This window comes from Burkholderia sp. b14, assembly GCF_900156195.1.
Taxonomy (GTDB): Bacteria; Pseudomonadota; Gammaproteobacteria; order Burkholderiales; family Burkholderiaceae; genus Mycetohabitans.
The window spans coordinates 2,171,407-2,191,219 of the sequence record NZ_FTPJ01000003.1; the positions used below are offsets into that span (position 1 = coordinate 2,171,407).

Here is a 19,813-nt window from a genome sequence, read left to right on the forward strand (position 1 = left end):
CAATCCATCACGCATCGTCCGTCACCGCAAGGGCTTCATGCAGCGATGTCGTTCCATCGCGCACACGCGCGAGCGCGGATTGCCGCAATGTTTGCAGACCGGCTGCGCGCATCACGTCTGCCAGCGCATGGGTCGGCGTCCGCGCTGCGATGCGCTGTTGCAGTGCGGTGGTTACGGGCACGACCTGATGGATCGCGCAGCGGCCCACAAAGCCGGTGCCGCGGCATGCCGTGCAGCCGACTGGTCGATAGGATTGCCAATAACCCGCCAGCGCTTGGTCGACATGTGCGGCCGTCATGCCGGCCGCACGCAGCGCGACGGGGTCGGGCGTATCGGCGAGCCGGCACGCGTTGCATAACCGCCGCACCAGCCGTTGCGCCGTGATGAGCTTGACCGCTGCCGCCACGTTGTACGGTTCCACGCCCAGGTCCGTGAGTCGCGCGAGCGTCGCTGGCGCATCATTAGTGTGCAGCGTGGCAAGCAGCAAATGCCCGGTTTGTGCAGCGTTGATGGCGACCGAGGCGGTTTCCGTATCGCGGATCTCACCGACCATGATCACGTCCGGGTCTTGCCGCAGCAACGCGCGCAGCACCGATGCGAAACCCAAGCCTGCTCGGTCGTTGACCGACACCTGGTTGACGCCGGCGAGCTCGATCTCGGACGGGTCCTCGATCGTGCAAAGATTAAACGCATCGCGATCGAGTTCGCGCATGAAGGTATAGAGCGTCAGCGTCTTGCCGCTGCCCGTGGGTCCGGTGACCAGCACCATGCCTTGTCGGACGCGCAACGCATGCTGTACGGCGGACAACTGGGCGGCGTCAAAACCCAGTCCTGTTAGATCCAGCCCATCGGGTAGCGCATCAAGGCGGCGCAGCACCACTTTTTCGCCGAATACCGTGGGCAGCGTTGACACGCGGAATTCATCGAACTCGGTGCCGGACACGGCGATGCGCAACCGGCCATCCTGTGGCGCGCGCCGCTGCGCGATGTCCAGTCGCGACAGCACTTTGATTCGTGTGATGACTGCGTCACGCAGGTGCGCGGGTGGATTGTCGAGGCGATGTAGTCGACCGTCGATCCGCAGCCGAATTTGCCATTGGTGTCGGCTCGGCTCGATATGGATATCCGAGGCGCGACACGCGCCGGCTTGTGCAAATAAATCGTTCAGCAGGCGTACCGCCGGTGCGTCGGTGTCGTCTGATTGCGCAGCGTGTGCGAGCGCGCGGGCACGCTGTGCCGCACGCGTCGTCAGCTTGGTAGCGACGGGCGCCGCAGCCGAGCGCACCGGTGCGGCCGGCGCCGTGAAACCGGAACGCGTGTGCTCATCGGCTTCGCGCGGCACGGGCGGCTCAGCCGTGGACCGCATGGATATGGGATGGGCGCCGTGCGCCGCAGGGGACGGTGGCACGGCTGGGAACAACGGGTGATTGGGCATGCTGGCGATGTGCTGACGGCGCAATGCAATAAAGACCTACTTATCGTCGCGTGCTCGCTGCATTCGCGCCATTCAGCCGAACGGCCAATCGCGTTGGTGTCCTGCCGGGCCGGCGTACCGCTTTGCTGATAGGCTAGCGGGCGTGCTGCCGTGCTGCCACCGCGTGCGCGGCGTCCAACCGCGTGGGCCGGAAGAGTTTCACCGTGCGAATGGCTTGATTGTCGATCTGCATGACCTCCATGCGCGTGTCGCCGACCACCAGGCTCACGTCGCCTTCCGGGATGGCCTCCAACAGTTCCAGGATCAGGCCATTTAACGTCTTTGGACCATCAAGCGGCAACCGCAGACCAAGCCGGCGGTTCAACTCCCGTAATGGGATGCCGCCCGCGACGATGCATTCCCCTTGCGCGTTCCAGCCGCCTGCCGCGCCGCTTGCCGTGCGCGGCAATGTCGTCGTGAACTCGCCGATCAACTCCTCGATAATGTCCTCCGGCGTCACCAGCCCTTGGACTTCGCCATATTCGTTGACGACCAGCGCCATCCGGTGCCGGTTCTCTTGGAAGAACTGCAACTGCTGGAAGACCGGCGTGCCGCTGGGCACGAAATAGGGCTCCGTGAGCAACTCGCGCAGTTTTTCTCGCTCGAATTCCTGGTTGTGCAACGCGGCTAGGGTCTTGCGCACATGAAGCATGCCGAGCACGCGGTCAATGTCCCCCTGATAGACGACTAACTTGTTGTGGTAGCAGGTTTCCAACTGCTGGACCAACTGGTCGAACGGCGCATCGAAGTCTAGCGCCTCGATGCGCCGGCGTGGCACCATGACATCATCGACCGAGATGCTCTCCAGATCGAACAGGTTCAGCAGGATGCTGCGGTGCTTGCTTGGCATGAAGCTGCTCGATTCCAGTACGACGCTGCGCAATTCGTCGTTGGACATGCGCAGTTCACGCCCGCTTTTCGTATTGATGTGCAGCACGAGCAGGATGCCGTTGGCCAGCATGTTGACGAACCACACCAGCGGGCGGGCGAGGGTGATCAGCGGCTTGATGACGAGGCTGGCCGGCAACGCGATCTTTTCGGGATAGGCCGCGCCGACAATCTTCGGTGTGATCTCGGCGAACACGATGATGAGGAATGCGACGATCCCGATGGTGATCGACAGCACCGCGCTGTGGTTGCCGAACGCGTGCAGCGCGATCGATGTCGTGAGCACCGGGATGATGACGTTCATCAGATTGTTGCCGATCAGGATCACGGACAGCAACTGGTCGGTGTGCACGAGCAGGCGCTGCGTCGTCTTCGCACCCACCACGCCCTTGCCCGCCAAATGCTTGAGCCGATGGCGGTTTAACGCCATCATCGCGGTTTCCGAGATTGAAAAAAAGCCCGATATGAGCAGCAGCACGACTACGGCGCCAATTTGCGCCCAAAGAGGGAGAGTTTCCACGTGAAAAAGCCGGATGCCGGCTAATGGACGATGAAGTCAACTATATCAGAGCGCCGGGGGCGTCCGTGCAGTAGCCCGGCGGGCGACATACTGGCGCGACGCGCGTCCTGCCGGTTCTTTGCATCCCTGCATTAGCGCTTTTGAGCCGCCACAGCTCCCCATTCCTTTCAATCCAGCCCGAAAAGTAGGAGGCTGGGTGGAGACCGACGGAGCATGGTGTCATGGCATGACTCGCATCGCCAGCGTGAAAGCCAGCACGCCACACGTCGGGGTCTATCTGCACGCCGATTGTCATCGTATTCCCTTCGAGTGCGAGAACGGCGCCGGCGTTTGCCGCTGCCAGGCGGTCTGCTGCGCTTTTGTGGGACGGGGCCGTGCGGGCGCCGAGCAGTCGGAGGCGGAGGTTTCTGGTTGGCATCGATCCACGCGAGAACCTTGCACTCGTACCTTCACAGCCGCCGGCTATGAGGCACCTTGAACGAGCGTCCGCCGCGAACCCAACGTTGCTGGCCATGAAGCTTGCAGCCATGAATGCTGACGTGAGGGAAGACAGTCAAAAAGAAAATGTCCCGCCAAGTTGGCGGGACATCCTTGGGTAACCCGATGTAGGATTTATTCTATCTCGACATGGACATCGAGTTAGAAGGACCGGTAAGGCACTGATCCTATTGAGAATTCTGGTCGGGGTGAGAGGATTCGAACCTCCGGCCTCTACGTCCCGAACGTAGCGCTCTACCAGGCTAAGCTACACCCCGAATTGGATCACTTCAGCATTTTCGTCTCTTTCAAGACTGGCGCGCCGCTGAATAAGAGCATAATTGTAGCAGCGATTCTTTGAATTGGGAATCTGGAAATGCAAAAATGGCGCGCGCCGCGGCCTGTGCTTCCGCTTCGGCGCAGCGCAGCGTGTGGTCGAGCGCGCCCGACTCGGTGACGGCGGTGAAAATCGTGTCGAATCGGTCGGTGCCGCCGTGCTCGATGGCGTCCCGGGCCAACTGCGCCTGCTCGTCGGTGCCGTGCTCGATCAAATAGATCAGCGGTAGCGTCGGCTTGCCTTCGCGCAGGTCGTCGCCGGCATTCTTCCCCATTGACTCGGGCGTGCCTGTGTAATCGAGCCAGTCGTCCATGATCTGGAAGGCGGTGCCGATCGTGCGGCCAAACTCCGCCGCGGCGGCCTCCATCGCGGGGGGCGCACCGGCGATGACCGCGCCCAACTGGGCTGCCGCCTCGAACAGCTTGGCGGTCTTGTAGCGGATCACCTGCATGTAGCGCGCTTGATCCACGTCCGGATCATGCATGTTCAGCAACTGCAACACCTCGCCTTCCGCGATGACGTTGGTGGCGTCCGACAGGATCTGCATTACGCGCAAGTTACCGCACGCGACCATCATCTGGAACGCGCGCGAATACAGGAAATCGCCGACCAGCACGCTGGCTGCGTTGCCAAACAGCGCATTGGCGGTTTGCTTGCCGCGCCGCAACTGTGATTCGTCGACCACGTCGTCATGGAGTAGCGTCGCCGTGTGGATGAACTCGATGACCGCCGCTAGCTCATGCCGGTGGCCGCTGCGCTCTCCCAGTGCGTTCGCCACCAGCAACAGCAGGGCGGGGCGCAGGCGCTTGCCACCCGCACCGATGATGTATTCGGCGATCTGGTTGATCAGGACGACGTCCGACGCGAGCCGCGTGCGGATCACGCGATTGACTTGTTGCATGTCGTCGGCGATCGGCGCTAGCGTGGCGGCCGCGGACGGGGTGGTGGTGGCTGTCAACGACGTAAACCGGAAAAAGGGTGGGCGGAGCAAAACAGGCGAATTATAAGGCACTGGAGCGGCCGACCGTGCTTTGCCGCCAGTTTGTCGATCATGGTCGGACGAGGCGCCCGCTCGTGTGCGCTCGATCTGCAGCAGGTTTTGACTTGCCTTAAAAATCTCTATATAATCAAGCGTTTCTGTGCATGGCGCGCAGAAACGCACGAAGCGCGCAAAAAACGCGTGTTCGAAACCAATGAAGGGGTCCGGATCCGGGCCGCTTTTCAAGTGAGGTTCAACAATGTACGCGGTCATAAAAACCGGTGGCAAGCAGTATAAGGTCGCTGCCGGCGAAAAATTGAAAGTAGAACAGATACCGGCAGACATTGGCGCTGAAATCACGCTCGACCAGGTGCTCGCAGTCGGCGAGGGCGAATCGATTAAGTTCGGTACGCCGCTGGTGGGTGGGGCTTCCGTCAAGGCTACCGTGGTATCGCACGGACGGCATGCGAAAGTGACGATCTTCAAGATGCGTCGCCGGAAGCACTACCAGAAGCATGGCGGTCATCGCCAGAATTACACCGAATTGCGCATCGACGCGATTAACGCGTAACGCGCAGGGAGTCCACAGATGGCACACAAAAAGGCAGGCGGCTCGTCCCGGAACGGCCGCGATTCCGAAAGCAAGCGTCTCGGCGTCAAGGTGTTCGGCGGCCAGGCAATCCATGCGGGTGGCATCATCGTGCGTCAACGCGGCACGCGGATGCATGCTGGCGACAACGTCGGGATTGGCAAGGACCATACGCTGTTCGCGCTGACCGACGGTCATGTCCGCTTTGCGGTCAAGGGCGCGGCGAAGAAGCATATCGTCAGCGTGGTCCCGGCTGCTTGAATACCCGGTGGTCACCACGCGAACCGGCTGACCGGATCCGGCACTCCGCCGGGCTCGCGCCGGTGACGTCGCCCCGGGCTGCCGATGCAGAGCGGGCGTGACGAAGCAAAAGGCCTCGCAATCTGCGGGGCCTTTTTGTTGGTGCTGGCAAGATAGGTTGTGAGTGCCGCAACGCGTTGGTGAGCGCGGACAAAATCGCGGCGCCGGCGGCACGATCGGCGGGTCGGCGGCAGCAGGCAAACGGCGCAAGCCGAACGGAGCAATTTGAATGAAGTTCATTGACGAAGCGAGGATCGAGGTCATCGCCGGTGACGGAGGGGATGGCAGCGCATCGATGCGCCGTGAGAAGTTCGTTCCGTTCGGCGGGCCGGATGGAGGTGACGGCGGGCGTGGTGGCAGTGTTTACGCTATCGCGGATCGCAACATCAATACGCTGATCGACTACCGGTACGCAAAGAAGCACCAAGCGCGCAACGGCGAGAACGGGCGCGGATCGGACTGCTACGGCAAGGGAGGCGAGGACATCACGTTGCGCATGCCAGTCGGCACGGTGATCACGGATCGGGATACCGGTGAGCTGATCGCCGACCTGACTGAGCACGATCAGCGCGTGCTGCTGGCCAAGGGCGGCGCCGGGGGGCTCGGCAACCTGCATTTCAAGTCGAGCACGAACCGGGCACCACGGCAAAAAACCGAAGGCAAGCCGGGCGAGCGCCGCATGCTCAGGCTCGAGTTGAAGGTGCTGGCCGATGTCGGCCTGCTGGGCATGCCCAATGCGGGCAAGTCGACGTTTATCGCGTCGGTGTCGAACGCGAAGCCGAAGATCGCCGACTATCCGTTCACGACGCTTGCGCCGAACCTTGGTGTGGTGCGGGTCGGACCGACGAAGAGTTTCGTGATCGCTGATATCCCGGGCCTAATCGAAGGCGCCGCCGAAGGCGCTGGGCTGGGGCACCAGTTCCTACGGCATCTGCAACGCACCAGGATATTGCTGCATTTGGTCGATCTTGCGCCGTTTGATGCCGGCGTCGATCCGGTCGCGGAGGCGGGTGCGATCGTCAACGAGCTGCGCAAGTACGACGAGGCGCTTTACCGCAAGCCGAGGTGGCTGGTATTGAACAAGGTTGACATGATTGCAGAGCACGAGCGCGAAGCGCGCGTGGCCGACTTTGTCGAGCGCTTCGGTTGGCAGGGACCAGTATTCCAGATTTCGGCGCTCACCGGTCTAGGCTGCGAGAATCTGTGTTATGCGGTCTACGACTACTTGAGCGAGACTGGACTGGCGGCGCGTGCGCAGCATGCCGAGGACCTGGCGGCCGACGTGCGGTTCCGGGATGACGCACAGACGTGCGACGACGCGACACCACCCGGCGCCGATACACAGTGACTGTCGCCGCCGCGCAACACGATACCGAACGGGAACACAAGGACGGCGCAACGATGCGTTCGATCATTGCCGATGCAAAACGGCTGGTTGTGAAAGTGGGTTCGAGCCTGGTCACCAATGACGGGCGTGGGCTGGATCATGATGCGATCGGGAGATGGGCTGCGCAAATTGCCGCATTGCGCCAGCAGGGCAAGGACGTGGTGCTGGTCAGTTCCGGCGCGATCGCCGAGGGGATGCAGCGACTGGGCTGGAACCGGCGTCCACGCGAGATCGCCGAGCTGCAGGCCGCGGCCGCGGTTGGCCAAATGAGGCTGGCGCAGGTCTATGAAAGCCGCTTTGCCGAGTATTCGATCCGCACGGCCCAGATCTTGCTCACGCACGCGGACCTTGCCGATCGCGAGCGATACCTGAATGCACGCTCGACACTGCTTACGTTGCTCAGACTCGGCGTGGTGCCGATCATCAATGAGAATGACACGGTCGTCACGGATGAGATCAAGTTCGGCGACAACGACACGTTGGGCGCGTTGGTGGCGAACTTGATCGAAGGGGACGTGCTGGTGATTCTGACCGACCAGCGTGGTTTGTACACGGCCGATCCGCGCAAGGATCCTGCCGCGACGCTGGTGCAACAGGCCGACGCCGGCGACTCCGCGTTGGAGGCAATGGCCGGTGGCACCGGTACAAGCATCGGCCGGGGTGGGATGCTGACCAAGATTCTGGCCGCCAAGCGCGCCGCGCACAGCGGCGCGGATACGGTGATTGCAAGCGGTCGAGAGCCGGACGTGCTGGTCCGGCTGGCGGCGGCGGAGTCGATTGGCACGCAACTCATTGCGCGGACCGCCCGCATGGCCGCGCGCAAGCAATGGATGGCGGACCAACTGCAAGTGCGCGGCCATGTCGTGATCGACGCGGGCGCGGTCGAGAAGCTGACATCCGGCGGCAAGAGCCTGTTGCCGATCGGCATCGTCGACGTGCAAGGCATTTTTGCTCGCGGCGAGGTGATTGCGTGCCTGGACGAAGCGGGCCGCGAGGTGGCGCGTGGGTTGACGAACTACAGTAGCGTCGAGGCGCGGCTGATTCGCCGCCATCCGAGTGCGCAGATCGAGTCGATTCTCGGTTACATGCTCGAGCCCGAACTGATCCACCGGGATAACCTGGTGATGCTTTAACGCCAGCGAGGTGCGCGCCTCGCGGTGGACCCGCGATGCGCGAAGCCGGTTGGCTTTGCTATCCTGCTATCGGGGTCGCTACTGGGGCTCACTATTGGGGCTCTCTATTGATAGCGCGATGCGGCGATCCGTTTGTAACGGATATTCTGCACGATCGACGAGGCCTTGCCCTGCGGCATCTTGTTCGTGCACATGTAGTCTTGGTATAGCGCGGCCTGATACGCGTTCAGCTGGCCGTTCTCGATGCGCCGCCAGCCGTTTGCCGCGCCCCGATCCCATTGTTCGCCGCTGTCATCGGCGGCCGCATAACGGCGCCATTCATAGGTTTCACAACGCAAACCTTCGTAATAGACATTGCGTGCGCCTCGCGGGCTCGTGATCACGATCGTATAGCGCACGACGCCGTCAGTGCCCACCGACACGGAAGCCGCGTCAACGGCGAACTGTAGGTTCGTCGTCGCGGAGACCTCGAATGGCAGCAGGTCCGCGGCGCGCGGCATCGGCGGCAACTTATCGACCTTGCTCTCGATCCAGTTCTGCGTGCGCTCCAGCAGGTAGACGAAGTCCTGACCGGGCTTGGGCCCCTGCTCCGGCGACGGGGACGAGCATGCGCCGAGCAGTGCGGCAGTGGTGATCGTGCTGATCAGGGCGGTGACGCGGCACGGACTTGGGCGCGATGGATAGGCAGGCGGGCAGACGCGTTTCAAGACGAATTCCTGGCACAAAAGGTGGTGTATTAAAGCACAAGGGCCGGGATCCAGAGGCAGATCTCCGGACCGCGGCCCTCGGCGGTTTGCTCAGGCGGCTATGCGCCGCCAGGCAAACCCATGTGGCAGTCATGGTCGGGCTTGGCGTCGACCGGCTCGACGACCAGCGCCGCGGTAGCCACGCCCAGTACTGCGGTCGCTGCGCGACCTGGGTTAGGCTCAGCGCTGGACTCGGTGTTCGAACATACCGTCTTAATCGATACCGTTACCACTTTTGCATTCGCCTTTGGATGGCGGGTGCCATGGTGCGACGCAGAACGTTCATGGCGTCCGGGCTGCCGTCGCACGAAGCGGGAAAGCTCGGTTAGCGCCATCTGGTATACATCTCTCTTGAACTCGATCACGGCGTCCAGCGGCACCCAGTAACTGTTCCAGCGCCACGCGTCGAATTCCGGATGATCGGTCGCGCGCAGACAGATATCGCAATCGCGTCCGATCATGCGCAACAGAAACCAGATCTGCTTCTGTCCTCGATAGTGACCGCGGACTTCACGCTTGATGTACTTGTCGGGCACCTCGTAACGCAACCAGTCGCGCGTGCGACCGATGACCTTGACGTGCTCGGGTCTCAAACCGGTTTCTTCGTGCAACTCCCGAAACATCGCTTGCAGGGGCGTCTCACCATACTTGATGCCGCCTTGCGGAAACTGCCAGGAATGCTCACGCAGCCGTTTACCCCAAAACACCTCGTTGCGCGCGTTCAAGAGGATGATGCCGACGTTCGGGCGAAAGCCTTCACGATCCAGCATACAACCACCTTCGAATCCTTTAAAATTGCTTTGATTATAAACAGTTAATGGGCGCCGTGCGACCCGGCTGGAGTCGGGTGCGCCGGCGCCCTCGTTTTGGAACCTCTCAAGAATGAAAGCTTCGCGTTTTTTCATCGGCACGCTTAAGGAAGCGCCGGCCGATGCCGAGATCGTCAGTCACCAGTTGATGGTCAGGGCGGGGATGATTCGCCGCGTCGCCGGCGGTATCTACAACTACATGCCGCTCGGGTTGCGCTCGATCCGCAAGGTGGAGGCGATCGTACGCGAAGAGATGAACCGTGCGGGTGCCGTCGAGCTGTTGATGCCGGCGGTGCAGCCGGCCGAGCTATGGCAGGAATCCGGCCGCTGGGAGCAATATGGTCCCGAACTGCTGCGCGTGAAGGATCGCCACGACCGTGGCTTCGTCGTCGGACCGACCCATGAGGAAGTGATCACCGATATCGCGCGCAAGGAAATCAAGAGCTACCGCCAGATGCCTGTGAATTTTTACCAGGTGCAGACCAAGTTCCGCGACGAAATCCGCCCCAGGTTTGGCGTGATGCGGGGGCGCGAGTTCATCATGAAGGACGCGTATTCGTTCGATCGCGACCATGCCGGGCTGCAGCTGTCGTACCAGAAGATGTACGACGCGTACGTGAGAATCTTCACGCGCCTGGGGCTCGAATTCCGTGCGGTGGCGGCCGACAACGGCTCAATCGGCGGCACCGGGTCGCACGAATTCCATGTGATCGCTGCGACCGGCGAGGATGCGATCGCGTATTGCCCTAGCTCGGACTATGCGGCCAATGTTGAGGCTGCCGAAGCCGTATCGTTGATCGCGTCGCGCGCAGCGCCGAGCGAGCCGCTGACAAAGAAGGCCACGCCGGGCAAGGCGAAATGCGAGCAGGTGGCCGATTATCTGGGTATTGTGTTGGAGCGCACGATCAAGTCGATCGTGCTGGCCGTGGATAACGAGGGTGCCGACCCGACGATTTGGCTGCTGTTGCTGCGCGGCGACCATGAACTGAACGAAATCAAGGCTGGCAAGGTGTCGGGGCTGGCCGGCTATCGGTTCGCCACCGAGCAGGAGATCGTCGATTGGTTTGGCGCGCCGCCCGGCTATTTGGGGCCGCTGAACACGCGCAAGCCGGTGAAGGTAGTCGCGGACCGCACCGTGGCGAACATGAGCGACTTCGTTGTCGGCTCGAACGAGATGGACTACCACACGACGGGGGTCAATTGGGGTCGTGATCTGCCGGAGCCGGAAGTGGCGGACTTGCGCAACGTGCGCAAGGGCGACCCATCGCCGGACGGCCGCGGCGAGCTGGACCTATGCCGTGGCATCGAGGTCGGGCATGTATTTCAGCTTGGCACGAAGTACTCGGAAGCCATGGGCGCGACGTTCCTGGACGAGAACGGCAAGCCGGCACCGATGACGATGGGGTGCTACGGGATCGGCATCACGCGGATCCTCGGTGCGGCGATCGAGCAGAACTTCGACGAACGCGGCATCATCTGGCCGGAGGCCATTGCACCCTTTCATTTGGTGCTGTGTCCGATGGGCTACGAGCGCAGCGACGCAGTGCGCGAGCAGGCGCACAAGCTCTATGACGAACTGCTCGGCGCGGGGATTGACGTGATCCTGGACGACCGGGGCGAGCGTCCCGGCGTAATGTTCGCGGATTGGGAATTGATCGGCGTGCCACACCGGCTCGTGATCGGCGAGCGCGGCCTCAAGGAAGGCAAGATCGAGTATCAGGGCCGCCGCGATGTGGAGCCGACGCTGTTGCCGCTCGAACAGGCGGCAGCATGGGTGGTCGAGCGGGTGTGCGCGGCACTGGCACGTTGACGGACCACGGCCGTGCAATACACATTTCTATCCGCGACGGTCCTGCTGATCCTGATTACGGATCCGTTGGGTAATATCCCATTGTTCATCAATGTGCTGCGCAATGTTGCGCGAGAGCGGCGCCCGAAGGTGATCCTGCGCGAAGTGGCGATCGCGTTCGTCATCCTGCTGGTATTCATGATCGCTGGCCACGCGTTCCTGCGCATGATGCACCTAACTGATTTGTCGTTGCGGCTGGCGGGCGGGATCGTGCTGTTTCTGATTGCGCTCCGGATGATCTTTCCGCACGCGGAAGGTCCGTTCGGCGGCGATCCGCTCGGCGAGCCGCTGATCGTGCCGCTTGCGATTCCGGCGCTGGCGGGACCGTCCGCCATCGCGACCGTTATGCTGCTGACGTCGCAGGCACCAGGCAAGATGCTCGAATGGATCGGCGCGCTCACGGTGACGATGGCCGTGTGCGCGATCGTGCTGCTATTGGCCGATAAGATCCAGCGATGGCTCGGCACGCGCACCGTTGCCGCGTTCGAGCGGTTGATGGGACTCGTGTTGGTCGCCATTTCGGTGGAGATGATCCTTGAGGGTATCCGGATCTTCATGCGACAGCTTTAAGGGTTGCAGGCCCGGAGCGAAAACAGGCGGGCCGACGCGGTGGCCGGCACCGGGCTCAGGCGTCGCTTTTCAGCGCGCGGATCGTAGACAGGTTGCGCCAATACCCGTTGACGTCCATCCCGCAGCCGAACACATAGCGATCCGGCACTTGGAAACCACAGAAATCGGGGCGCAGCGGCTTAGTCTTCGCAAGGATCTTCTCGCACAGCACCGCGCTAGCGAAGCGACGCGCGCCTTTCTCGATGATCCGGTCTCGGATCGCTGCCATCGTTTCGCCTTCATCCAGGATGTCGTCGAGCACCAGCACGACTCGGTCCTTGACTGATTCGGCCGGTGCCACGCGCCACTGCATGTCATGGCTGCGTGTCGTGTTGCGATAGCGGGTCAAATGGATATAGTCGAACTCGAGCGGGAAGTCCAGATGCGGCAGCAGCATGCCGGTGAACACCGCGGCACCGCCCATCACGGACAGCACAAGCGGGAACTCGTCACTCATCGCGTCGCGGATTGCAACGGCCATCCGCTGGATTGACGCCGCCACGTCGGCGGACGGTACGATCTCCTCGGAGTGGCGGAAAATATCCAGGGCTTCTTCGCGGTTCATCGGGATCTCGGCGAGGGGCCTAATAGAGAGTGTGAATTAAAAAGAGTGTGAATCAAAAAACGGCGCGGGCTCCACAGAGAAAACCCGCGATGGCAGCCGCCGCGGCTGTTCGGCTCAGCGTAGCCCGGGCAGCATGCCTTTCATGCCGCGCATCATCTTTTGCAGGTTGCCGCCCTTGAGCTTCTTCATCATGCCGCGCATCTGTTCAAACTGGTTCAGCATCCGGTTCACTTCCTGTACCTGCACGCCGGCGCCGGTCGCGATGCGTCGCTTGCGGCTTGCTTTGATTAGCTCCGGCTTGGCACGCTCGGCCGGCGTCATCGAATTGATGATGCCTTCCATGCGGCGCATCTGTTTTTCGGCCTGAGACATGTCGGCGTTGCCAGCGGCCTGCTGGAATTGCGCCGGCAGCTTGTCCATCAGCGTCGATAAGCCACCCATTTTCTTCATTTGTGACAGTTGGGCACGGAAGTCATTCAGGTCGAAAGCGCCGCCTTTCTTCACCTTTTCGGCGAGCTGCTGCGCGGCCTGCACGTCCACGCCGCGCTGCGCCTCCTCGACCAGCGCCAGGATATCCCCCATGCCCAGGATCCGGTTGGCCATCCGTTCTGGGTAGAACGTCTCTAGACCGTCGAGCTTCTCACCGACGCCGACGAACTTGATCGGCCGGCCGGTCACGTGGCGTACCGACAACGCCGCGCCGCCGCGCGAGTCGCCATCGAGTTTGGTCAGCACGACGCCGGTGAGCGGCAGCGCGTCGTTGAAAGCCTTCGCGGTATTGACCGCGTCCTGGCCAAGCATCGCATCGACGACGAATAGCGTCTCGGCCGGCTTGAGCTGCGCGTGCAACGCGGCGATTTCCTGCATCATCGCATCATCGATGCCGAGCCGGCCCGCCGTGTCCACGATTAATACGTCATGGTAGTGCCGCTTGGCCCAGTCCAATGCGTCCCGTGCAATATCCAGCGGCTTTTGATCTGGTTGGGACGGGAAGAAATCCGCGCCGACCTGCTCGGTGACGGTTTTCAGCTGCGCGATCGCCGCGGGCCGGTATACGTCGCACGATACGGTGAGGACTTTCTTCTTCTGCTTCTCGTGCAGCAGCTTGGCCAGCTTGCCGACCGTAGTGGTCTTGCCGGCACCCTGTAGGCCCGCCATCAAGATCACCGCTGGCGGCGTGACTGCCAAGTTCAACTCGGCCGCCTTGCCCTCGTAGTCGCCACCGATCACCGCGGTCAGTTCGCGTTGTACGACACCGACCAGCGCCTGGCCGGGGGTCAAGCTGCTAATCACTTCCTCACCAAGCGCTTTTTCCCGAACCTTCGCGATAAACTCGCGCACCACCGGCAGCGCGACGTCTGCCTCGAGCAGTGCCAGGCGTACCTCGCGCAGCATCTCTTGCGTGTTGGCCTCGGTGAGCCGGGCTTCGCCGCGTAGCGTCTTCACGACGCGCGCCATACGTTGTGTGAGATTGTCGAGCATGGGAGTTACGTGCGGTTTGCCGCGCATCGGCGCGAGCCCGGGCGGGTGGCGCGGTCCGGGTGCATCAAGACACACGGGGGCAGCGAGATCCGGGCCGGCGGCGGGGCGCTAGTGTAAACTGAATGACTATGCACATTGTACTGTATGCCTTCACCGCGCTTTTGTATGGCAGCCTTGGCATCGCCGCCTGGCGGTCGCATCGGCACGTGCGCGATCCGCACGGCACGCTGCTGGCCGCGGCGCCGGTAGCCGCGTTGCCGGCGGCGTCCGGCCGCGGCGCCGGCAACGGCATGTCACCGGTGGCACGCGCGGTGCTGTTCGCCGCGCTGGTGCTGCATGGGGTGCTGCTGCATATGACGATCTTCCCGGCCGATGCGATGGTATTCGGCTTTGCCTTCGCGCTGTCGGCAATGCTATGGCTCGGCGCGGGCATTTACTGGATCGAGAGTTTCTTTTTCCGGCTCGACGGGCTGCGACTGCTGCTGATGCCCATTGCCTGTGTGGCTACGCTGCTGCCGCTGCTGTTCGGCGGCATACACGTGCTGGCCTATGCGGCGGACCCGCTGTTCAAGGTCCACTTCGTGTTGGCTAACGTTGCGTATGGGTTGCTGGCGATCGCCGCGTTGCATGCGATCCTCATGTTGCTGGTCGAGCGCCGGCTGCACGCGCTGCGCGGCGTGGCCGGGCGGCGCACGCCGGGGCCACCCGCGCGTGACTGGTTATCGAGTTGGTTCGATACGCTGCCACCGTTGTTGACGTTGGAAAAGTTGCTGTTTCGCCTGATCACCGCTGGCTTCTTGCTGCTGACACTGGCGCTGATCAGCGGCGTGTGGTTCAGCGAGCAACTGATTGCCCAGGCCGTCAAGCTGGATCATAAGACCGTGTTCGCGTTCGTGTCATGGATCATGTTCGGCGCGTTGCTAGTGGGCCGTCATCGGCGCGGCTGGCGCGGTCGCACCGCGTTGCGTTGGGTGTTGGCGTCGTTCGCGGCGCTGCTGTTCGCGTATGTCGGCAGCCGCTTCGTGCTGGAAGTGCTGTTGCATCGCGCGGTGGTCTGATTGACACAGTCGGCTCGCGGTGGCATCCGAATCGTTTCCTGTGTGCTTATTCGTTCGTCATGGCCCGCATCCTCTTTTGGCTTTTTGTAATTCTCGCCATCCAGTGGCTGTGGCGTCAGGGCGCGCGTCGTGATCGGCATGCCAGCCGCGAATCCAAGGCGGAACAGGAATCCATGCGCCCGCAGGCCGAACAGGGTCGCGCTGATGGCGCGGCTGGCACGCGGCGCACCGGTGCCGCCGGTGACGGCGCACTGCCGGAGGCCATAGTGCGTTGCGCACAGTGCGGCGTACACGTACCCGTGAGCGAGACGGTGTCGGTAGAAGGCCAGCCCTTTTGTTCCAACGAGCATGCTGTCCGCTACGCGGTCCGGCCGGCCAGGCGCGATAATGCGCGGTGAGCGGGCGATGTGCGCAGCGCAGAAATCCGTGAACGACGACGCAGCGGCAACGAGTCGCACGGCGTGCCCGATGACCGATCCGACGATTGGCCTGACAACGACAACGGGTCCGATGACCGGCCCGATGACTGATCCAGCGGCGGGCGCGCCGCGCGGCGAGGGCGCTGCCGCGCCGGCGCGCCTCGTGGTCGATGTGCTAGGGTGGGCCCGGCCCGCCCGGCACACGCCGTGCGCGAATTTCGATGCGCGTCCCGCAGGAGTCGAGCCGACGCTGGTGGTGGTGCACAGCATCAGTCTGCCGCCGGGACAGTTTGGCGGTGATGCGGTGGCGGCGCTGTTCCTTAATCAACTTGATTGCGATGCGCACCCGTACTATGCGCGACTGCGCGGGCTGCGTGTATCGGCGCACTTTTTTGTGCGGCGGGACGGCAAATTGTTGCAATTCGTCTCGTGCAATGAGCGCGCGTGGCATGCTGGCGCGTCGAGTTTCGTCGGTCGCGAACGCTGCAACGATTTTTCGATCGGCATCGAACTGGAGGGCTCGGACGAGCACGTGTTCGAGGCGCCCCAGTACGACACGCTGACGCGATTGTGTGCCGCACTGTGTGAGCGTTATCCCATCACCGCGCTGGTCGGCCATGCGGACATCGCGCCGGGTCGCAAGACCGATCCGGGGCCGCATTTCGACTGGCATCGGTTGCGTGCGCAGCTTGCGCTGCCGGCGACGTTTTTCCCCTATTTGCGCTGAACGGGTGTCGCGCGGGTGCACGCCGCGACGCCAGGGCGTGCGGCGTCTCTGCGCTTGCGTGGTGGCGAGCCCACAACCGGTGGCGCATGCCAAAAAGTCAAGTCTCCGAACGCAAATTTATTCGTGGAATCTGGGGTAAATTTCCACTATAGTTGGTGTGTGGCGGCAGCGTCGCTACTAGATATTGTGGTTTTTATGCGGCGCCTCGTTGACATCGACGGCGCCGCATTGCCTTCTCAGACATCGTTTTTTGGGGCGCCGCGGTACCGCGCCAATACGCCGTGCCACGCCCCGCTCGTTCCAAGAACGCGGATTCACCGCACGACACAAGATCAGGAGTTTTGCCCATGCAAACCACCGAGAACGTCACGTCCCAACAGCCCAATGCCGCAGCTGGCTTGCCGCATGGTGGTGGCGCTGCGCATGGCGCGCGCGCATTGGCGCCGCAGGCGACGCTTGCCGACTACAAGGTCATTCGCCGCAACGGGAGTGTGGTGTCGTTCGAGCCGTCCAAGATCGCGATCGCGGTGACCAAAGCCTTCCTTGCCGTCAATGGCGGCCAGGGCGCCGCGTCGGCACGCGTGCGCGAATTAGTTGAGACGCTGACGCAGGCGGTCGTGCGCGCGCTTGTGCGCAGCCGGCCGAACGGCGGCACGTTCCATATCGAAGACATTCAAGACCAGGTCGAACTCGCGCTGATGCGGGCCGGCGAGCACAATGTCGCTCGCGCCTACGTGCTGTATCGCGAGAAACGCGCTGCAGAGCGCACGCACGAAGTGGCGCAACAGCCGGCGCAAGGCGGATTGAACGTTAACGACAATGGCATTGTGCGCCCGCTGGACCTTGCCGCGTTGCGCAATGTGATCACGGCCGCCTGCGACGGGCTCGGCGAGGCGGTCAGCGCGGAGCCGATCGTCGCCGAAACGGTGAAGAATCTTTACGACGGCGTGCCATTGTCGCAGGTCTACGACTCGGCGATCCTTGCCGCGCGCACAATGATCGAGAAGGAGCCGGCCTACAGCCAGGTCACCGCGCGGCTGCTGCTGCATACGATCCGCCGCGAGATCCTTGGCGAAGAGGTGTTGCAGTCCGAGATGGGCGAGCGCTATGCGGAGTACTTCTCGCAGTTCTTGAAGCGAGGCGTCGAGGCTGAGTTGCTCGACGAGAAGCTGCTGCAATTCGACTTGAAGAAGCTGGGTGACGCGCTGGATGCGTCGCGCGATCTGAAATTCGGCTACCTCGGGCTGCAGACGTTGTACGACCGTTACTTCCTGCACGTGGACGGGCAGCGTATTGAAATGCCGCAGGCCTTCTTTATGCGGGTGGCGATGGGGCTCGCGCTGAACGAAATCGATCGCGAGGCGCGGGCGATCGAGTTCTACAATGTGCTGTCGACGTTCGATTTCATGAGCTCAACGCCGACGCTGTTCAATTCCGGCACGCGTCGCTCGCAACTGTCGTCGTGCTACCTGACGACCGTCGCGGACGACCTGGACGGCATCTACGAGGCACTGAAGGAAAACGCGCTATTGTCCAAGTTCGCCGGCGGGCTCGGCAACGACTGGACCCGCGTGCGTGCGCTCGGCTCGCATATCAAGGGCACCAACGGCAAGTCGCAGGGCGTAGTACCGTTCTTGAAGGTCGTCAACGACACGGCGGTCGCGGTTAACCAGGGCGGCAAGCGCAAGGGCGCGGTGTGTGCGTATCTCGAAACTTGGCATCTAGACATCGAGGAGTTTCTCGAACTGCGCAAGAACACCGGCGACGATCGCCGCCGCACGCACGATATGAACACTGCGAACTGGATCCCGGATCTGTTTATGAAGCGGGTGATCGAGGGGGGCGATTGGACACTGTTCTCGCCGTCGACCTGCCCGGACCTGCATGAAAAGTTCGGTACTGAGTTTGAACAGGCGTATGTCGCTTACGAGGAAAAGGCTGCGCGCGGCGAATTGAAGCTGTTCAAGAAGATTCCGGCCGCGCAACTGTGGCGCAAGATGCTCGGGATGCTGTTCGAGACCGGCCACCCATGGATTACATTCAAGGATCCGTGCAACGTGCGCTCGCCGCAGCAGCACGTGGGCGTCGTGCATTCGTCGAACCTGTGCACTGAAATCACGTTGAACACGAGCGACAACGAGATCGCGGTCTGCAACCTGGGCTCGGTCAACCTGGTCGCGCATATGAAGCAAGGCGCGGACGGCGGCTATGTGCTGGACCACGATAAGCTCAAGCGCACGATCAGCGTGGCGATGCGCATGCTCGACAATGTGATTGATATCAATTACTACGCGGTTGCCAAGGCGCGCAACTCGAATCTGAAGCACCGGCCGGTCGGCATGGGCATCATGGGGTTCCAGGACTGCCTGCACCTGCTGCGCACGCCGTATGCGTCGCAGCAGGCGGTGGAGTTCGCGGACCGCTCGATGGAAGCCGTCTGTTACTACGCGTACTGGGCGTCCACCGAACTGGCGAGCGAGCGCGGCCGATACTCGTCGTACCGCGGCTCGCTGTGGGACCGCGGAATCCTGCCGCAGGACACGCTGAAGTTGCTCGCCGACTCGCGCGGCGGGTATGTCGAGGTCGACTCGTCCGAGACGATGGACTGGGCCGCGCTGCGCGAGCGCATCGCTACGCACGGCATGCGCAACTCGAATTGCGTCGCGATCGCGCCGACCGCAACGATCTCGAACATCATTGGCGTGTCCGCGTGCATTGAGCCGACGTTCCAGAACCTGTATGTGAAATCGAACCTGTCGGGCGAATTCACGGTCGTCAACGAATACCTGGTGCGTGACCTGAAGGCGCGCGGGCTCTGGGACGAGGTGATGGTGGCCGATCTGAAGTACTTCGATGGATCGCTGGCGCGCATTGATCGTATTCCTGCCGATCTGCGCGAGACGTATGCAACCGCGTTCGAAGTGGATCCGAAATGGCTCGTGGAAGCGGCGGCGCGCCGGCAGAAGTGGATCGATCAGGCGCAGTCGTTGAACATCTACATGGCCGGTGCGTCGGGCAAGAAGCTGGACGAAATTTACAAGCTCGCCTGGCTGCGCGGCTTGAAGACGACGTATTACCTGCGCACAATCGCCGCGACGCACGTTGAGAAGTCGACGGTTGCGCACGGCGCGCTCAATGCGGTGCCATCCAGCGACGGTGGGGTGGGCGCGATGCATGGCGCGGGTGGCGTGTCGGGCAGCGCGACGGCGCACAACGCCGGTGTGCACGCTGCTGCCGATGCGGGATCACAAGATGAGATCGCAGGACCGGTTTGCATGCTGCGTCCTGGCGATGCAGGCTTCGACGAGTGTGAAGCGTGCCAGTGATGCGTTGGCGTGTGAGCGTGCTCGACCGTGTTGTCTGAAACTGCTTGCGGGCATACTGCATGCGGCACACGATAAGGCACGTGACGAGCGCTGCTTTGCACGCATCGCGTGTGCATCGTGTGACGCATGATACGCGCGA

Annotated in this window: 17 protein-coding genes and 1 tRNA gene; 10 read left to right on the forward strand and 8 right to left on the reverse strand. The window is 62.4% G+C overall.

Features of this window, described 5'->3' with window-relative positions; genetic code table 11:
* Positions 1-7: 7 nt before the first annotated feature.
* From B0B13_RS14500 to B0B13_RS14515, 4 genes are all read right to left on the reverse strand, one after another.
* Entirely contained in the window at positions 8-1,366 is a 1,359-nt protein-coding gene (locus B0B13_RS14500; RefSeq protein ID WP_076797345.1) for a GspE/PulE family protein, read from the reverse strand.
* A gap of 202 nt (positions 1,367-1,568) precedes the next feature.
* The gene (locus B0B13_RS14505) at positions 1,569-2,882 is read right to left on the reverse strand and encodes an HlyC/CorC family transporter (protein WP_076796920.1); all 1,314 of its coding nucleotides are present in this window, start codon (positions 2,880-2,882) and stop codon (positions 1,569-1,571) included.
* Positions 2,883-3,560: 678 nt separating this feature from the next.
* Positions 3,561-3,637: transfer RNA gene (locus B0B13_RS14510), tRNA-Pro, on the reverse strand.
* Between the two features lie 30 nt (positions 3,638-3,667).
* Positions 3,668-4,687 (reverse strand): polyprenyl synthetase family protein, encoded by a 1,020-nt coding sequence (locus tag B0B13_RS14515; RefSeq protein WP_076787448.1) that lies wholly within the window; start codon positions 4,685-4,687, stop codon positions 3,668-3,670.
* Between the two features lie 247 nt (positions 4,688-4,934).
* Here B0B13_RS14515 and rplU point away from each other — a divergent pair, with 247 nt between their 5' ends.
* From rplU to proB, 4 genes are all read left to right on the forward strand, one after another.
* Positions 4,935-5,246, forward strand: a complete 312-nt coding sequence (gene rplU, locus B0B13_RS14520) for a 50S ribosomal protein L21 (RefSeq protein WP_013434098.1) — start codon at positions 4,935-4,937, stop codon at positions 5,244-5,246.
* 18 nt (positions 5,247-5,264) lie between these two features.
* The gene (rpmA, locus tag B0B13_RS14525) at positions 5,265-5,525 is read left to right on the forward strand and encodes a 50S ribosomal protein L27 (protein WP_076785494.1); all 261 of its coding nucleotides are present in this window, start codon (positions 5,265-5,267) and stop codon (positions 5,523-5,525) included.
* A gap of 268 nt (positions 5,526-5,793) precedes the next feature.
* Positions 5,794-6,912 carry an Obg family GTPase CgtA gene (cgtA, locus tag B0B13_RS14530; protein ID WP_076785493.1) on the forward strand — a complete coding sequence of 373 codons (1,119 nt, stop codon included), beginning with the start codon at positions 5,794-5,796 and terminating at the stop codon, positions 6,910-6,912.
* A 53-nt stretch (positions 6,913-6,965) separates the two neighbouring features.
* Positions 6,966-8,084: a glutamate 5-kinase gene (gene proB, locus B0B13_RS14535; protein WP_076797346.1), complete on the forward strand. Its 1,119-nt coding sequence runs from the start codon at positions 6,966-6,968 to the stop codon at positions 8,082-8,084.
* A 104-nt stretch (positions 8,085-8,188) separates the two neighbouring features.
* Here proB and B0B13_RS14540 read toward each other — a convergent pair whose 3' ends face one another.
* Positions 8,189-8,791 (reverse strand): CNP1-like family protein, encoded by a 603-nt coding sequence (locus B0B13_RS14540; protein ID WP_083703798.1) that lies wholly within the window; start codon positions 8,789-8,791, stop codon positions 8,189-8,191.
* A gap of 98 nt (positions 8,792-8,889) precedes the next feature.
* Entirely contained in the window at positions 8,890-9,600 is a 711-nt protein-coding gene (locus tag B0B13_RS14545) for an RNA pyrophosphohydrolase (protein ID WP_083703755.1), read from the reverse strand.
* Between the two features lie 112 nt (positions 9,601-9,712).
* On the opposite strand from B0B13_RS14545, the gene B0B13_RS14550 reads away from it, so the two are divergent.
* Positions 9,713-11,449, forward strand: a complete 1,737-nt coding sequence (locus B0B13_RS14550) for a proline--tRNA ligase (protein ID WP_076796922.1) — start codon at positions 9,713-9,715, stop codon at positions 11,447-11,449.
* A gap of 12 nt (positions 11,450-11,461) precedes the next feature.
* A complete protein-coding gene (locus tag B0B13_RS14555) occupies positions 11,462-12,058 on the forward strand; it encodes a MarC family protein (protein WP_076785490.1) in 597 nt (198 codons plus the stop codon).
* A gap of 55 nt (positions 12,059-12,113) precedes the next feature.
* Here the strand turns inward: B0B13_RS14555 and B0B13_RS14560 are convergent, their stop codons facing one another.
* Positions 12,114-12,662, reverse strand: coding sequence for a hypoxanthine-guanine phosphoribosyltransferase (locus tag B0B13_RS14560; RefSeq protein WP_076796923.1), 549 nt, complete (start codon positions 12,660-12,662; stop codon positions 12,114-12,116).
* Positions 12,663-12,776: 114 nt separating this feature from the next.
* Complete coding sequence (ffh, locus tag B0B13_RS14565) at positions 12,777-14,144, reverse strand: signal recognition particle protein (RefSeq protein ID WP_076785488.1); 1,368 nt, start codon at positions 14,142-14,144, stop codon at positions 12,777-12,779.
* A gap of 128 nt (positions 14,145-14,272) precedes the next feature.
* On the opposite strand from ffh, the gene B0B13_RS14570 reads away from it, so the two are divergent.
* From B0B13_RS14570 to B0B13_RS14585, 4 genes are all read left to right on the forward strand, one after another.
* Positions 14,273-15,202 (forward strand): cytochrome C assembly family protein, encoded by a 930-nt coding sequence (locus tag B0B13_RS14570; RefSeq protein WP_076796924.1) that lies wholly within the window; start codon positions 14,273-14,275, stop codon positions 15,200-15,202.
* 59 nt (positions 15,203-15,261) lie between these two features.
* Positions 15,262-15,600 carry a PP0621 family protein gene (locus tag B0B13_RS14575; RefSeq protein ID WP_076785486.1) on the forward strand — a complete coding sequence of 113 codons (339 nt, stop codon included), beginning with the start codon at positions 15,262-15,264 and terminating at the stop codon, positions 15,598-15,600.
* A gap of 124 nt (positions 15,601-15,724) precedes the next feature.
* Positions 15,725-16,348: a 1,6-anhydro-N-acetylmuramyl-L-alanine amidase AmpD gene (gene ampD, locus B0B13_RS14580; protein WP_076787442.1), complete on the forward strand. Its 624-nt coding sequence runs from the start codon at positions 15,725-15,727 to the stop codon at positions 16,346-16,348.
* A gap of 347 nt (positions 16,349-16,695) precedes the next feature.
* The gene (locus B0B13_RS14585) at positions 16,696-19,674 is read left to right on the forward strand and encodes a ribonucleoside-diphosphate reductase subunit alpha (RefSeq protein WP_076796925.1); all 2,979 of its coding nucleotides are present in this window, start codon (positions 16,696-16,698) and stop codon (positions 19,672-19,674) included.
* The last annotated feature ends 139 nt before the right edge of the window (positions 19,675-19,813 follow it).

Bases quoted from the DNA above. Each gene is read 5' to 3' on its own strand.
- B0B13_RS14500 (WP_076797345.1), bottom strand. From the start codon at position 1,366: ATGCGGTCCACGGCTGAGCCGCCCGTGCCGCGCGAAGCCGATGAGCAC.
- rplU (WP_013434098.1), top strand. From the start codon at position 4,935: ATGTACGCGGTCATAAAAACCGGTGGCAAGCAGTATAAGGTCGCTGCC.
- rpmA (WP_076785494.1), top strand. From the start codon at position 5,265: ATGGCACACAAAAAGGCAGGCGGCTCGTCCCGGAACGGCCGCGATTCC.
- cgtA (WP_076785493.1), top strand. From the start codon at position 5,794: ATGAAGTTCATTGACGAAGCGAGGATCGAGGTCATCGCCGGTGACGGA.
- proB (WP_076797346.1), top strand. From the start codon at position 6,966: ATGCGTTCGATCATTGCCGATGCAAAACGGCTGGTTGTGAAAGTGGGT.
- B0B13_RS14545 (WP_083703755.1), bottom strand. From the start codon at position 9,600: ATGCTGGATCGTGAAGGCTTTCGCCCGAACGTCGGCATCATCCTCTTG.
- B0B13_RS14550 (WP_076796922.1), top strand. From the start codon at position 9,713: ATGAAAGCTTCGCGTTTTTTCATCGGCACGCTTAAGGAAGCGCCGGCC.
- B0B13_RS14560 (WP_076796923.1), bottom strand. From the start codon at position 12,662: ATGAACCGCGAAGAAGCCCTGGATATTTTCCGCCACTCCGAGGAGATC.
- ffh (WP_076785488.1), bottom strand. From the start codon at position 14,144: ATGCTCGACAATCTCACACAACGTATGGCGCGCGTCGTGAAGACGCTA.
- B0B13_RS14570 (WP_076796924.1), top strand. From the start codon at position 14,273: ATGCACATTGTACTGTATGCCTTCACCGCGCTTTTGTATGGCAGCCTT.
- B0B13_RS14575 (WP_076785486.1), top strand. From the start codon at position 15,262: ATGGCCCGCATCCTCTTTTGGCTTTTTGTAATTCTCGCCATCCAGTGG.
- ampD (WP_076787442.1), top strand. From the start codon at position 15,725: ATGACTGATCCAGCGGCGGGCGCGCCGCGCGGCGAGGGCGCTGCCGCG.
- B0B13_RS14585 (WP_076796925.1), top strand. From the start codon at position 16,696: ATGCAAACCACCGAGAACGTCACGTCCCAACAGCCCAATGCCGCAGCT.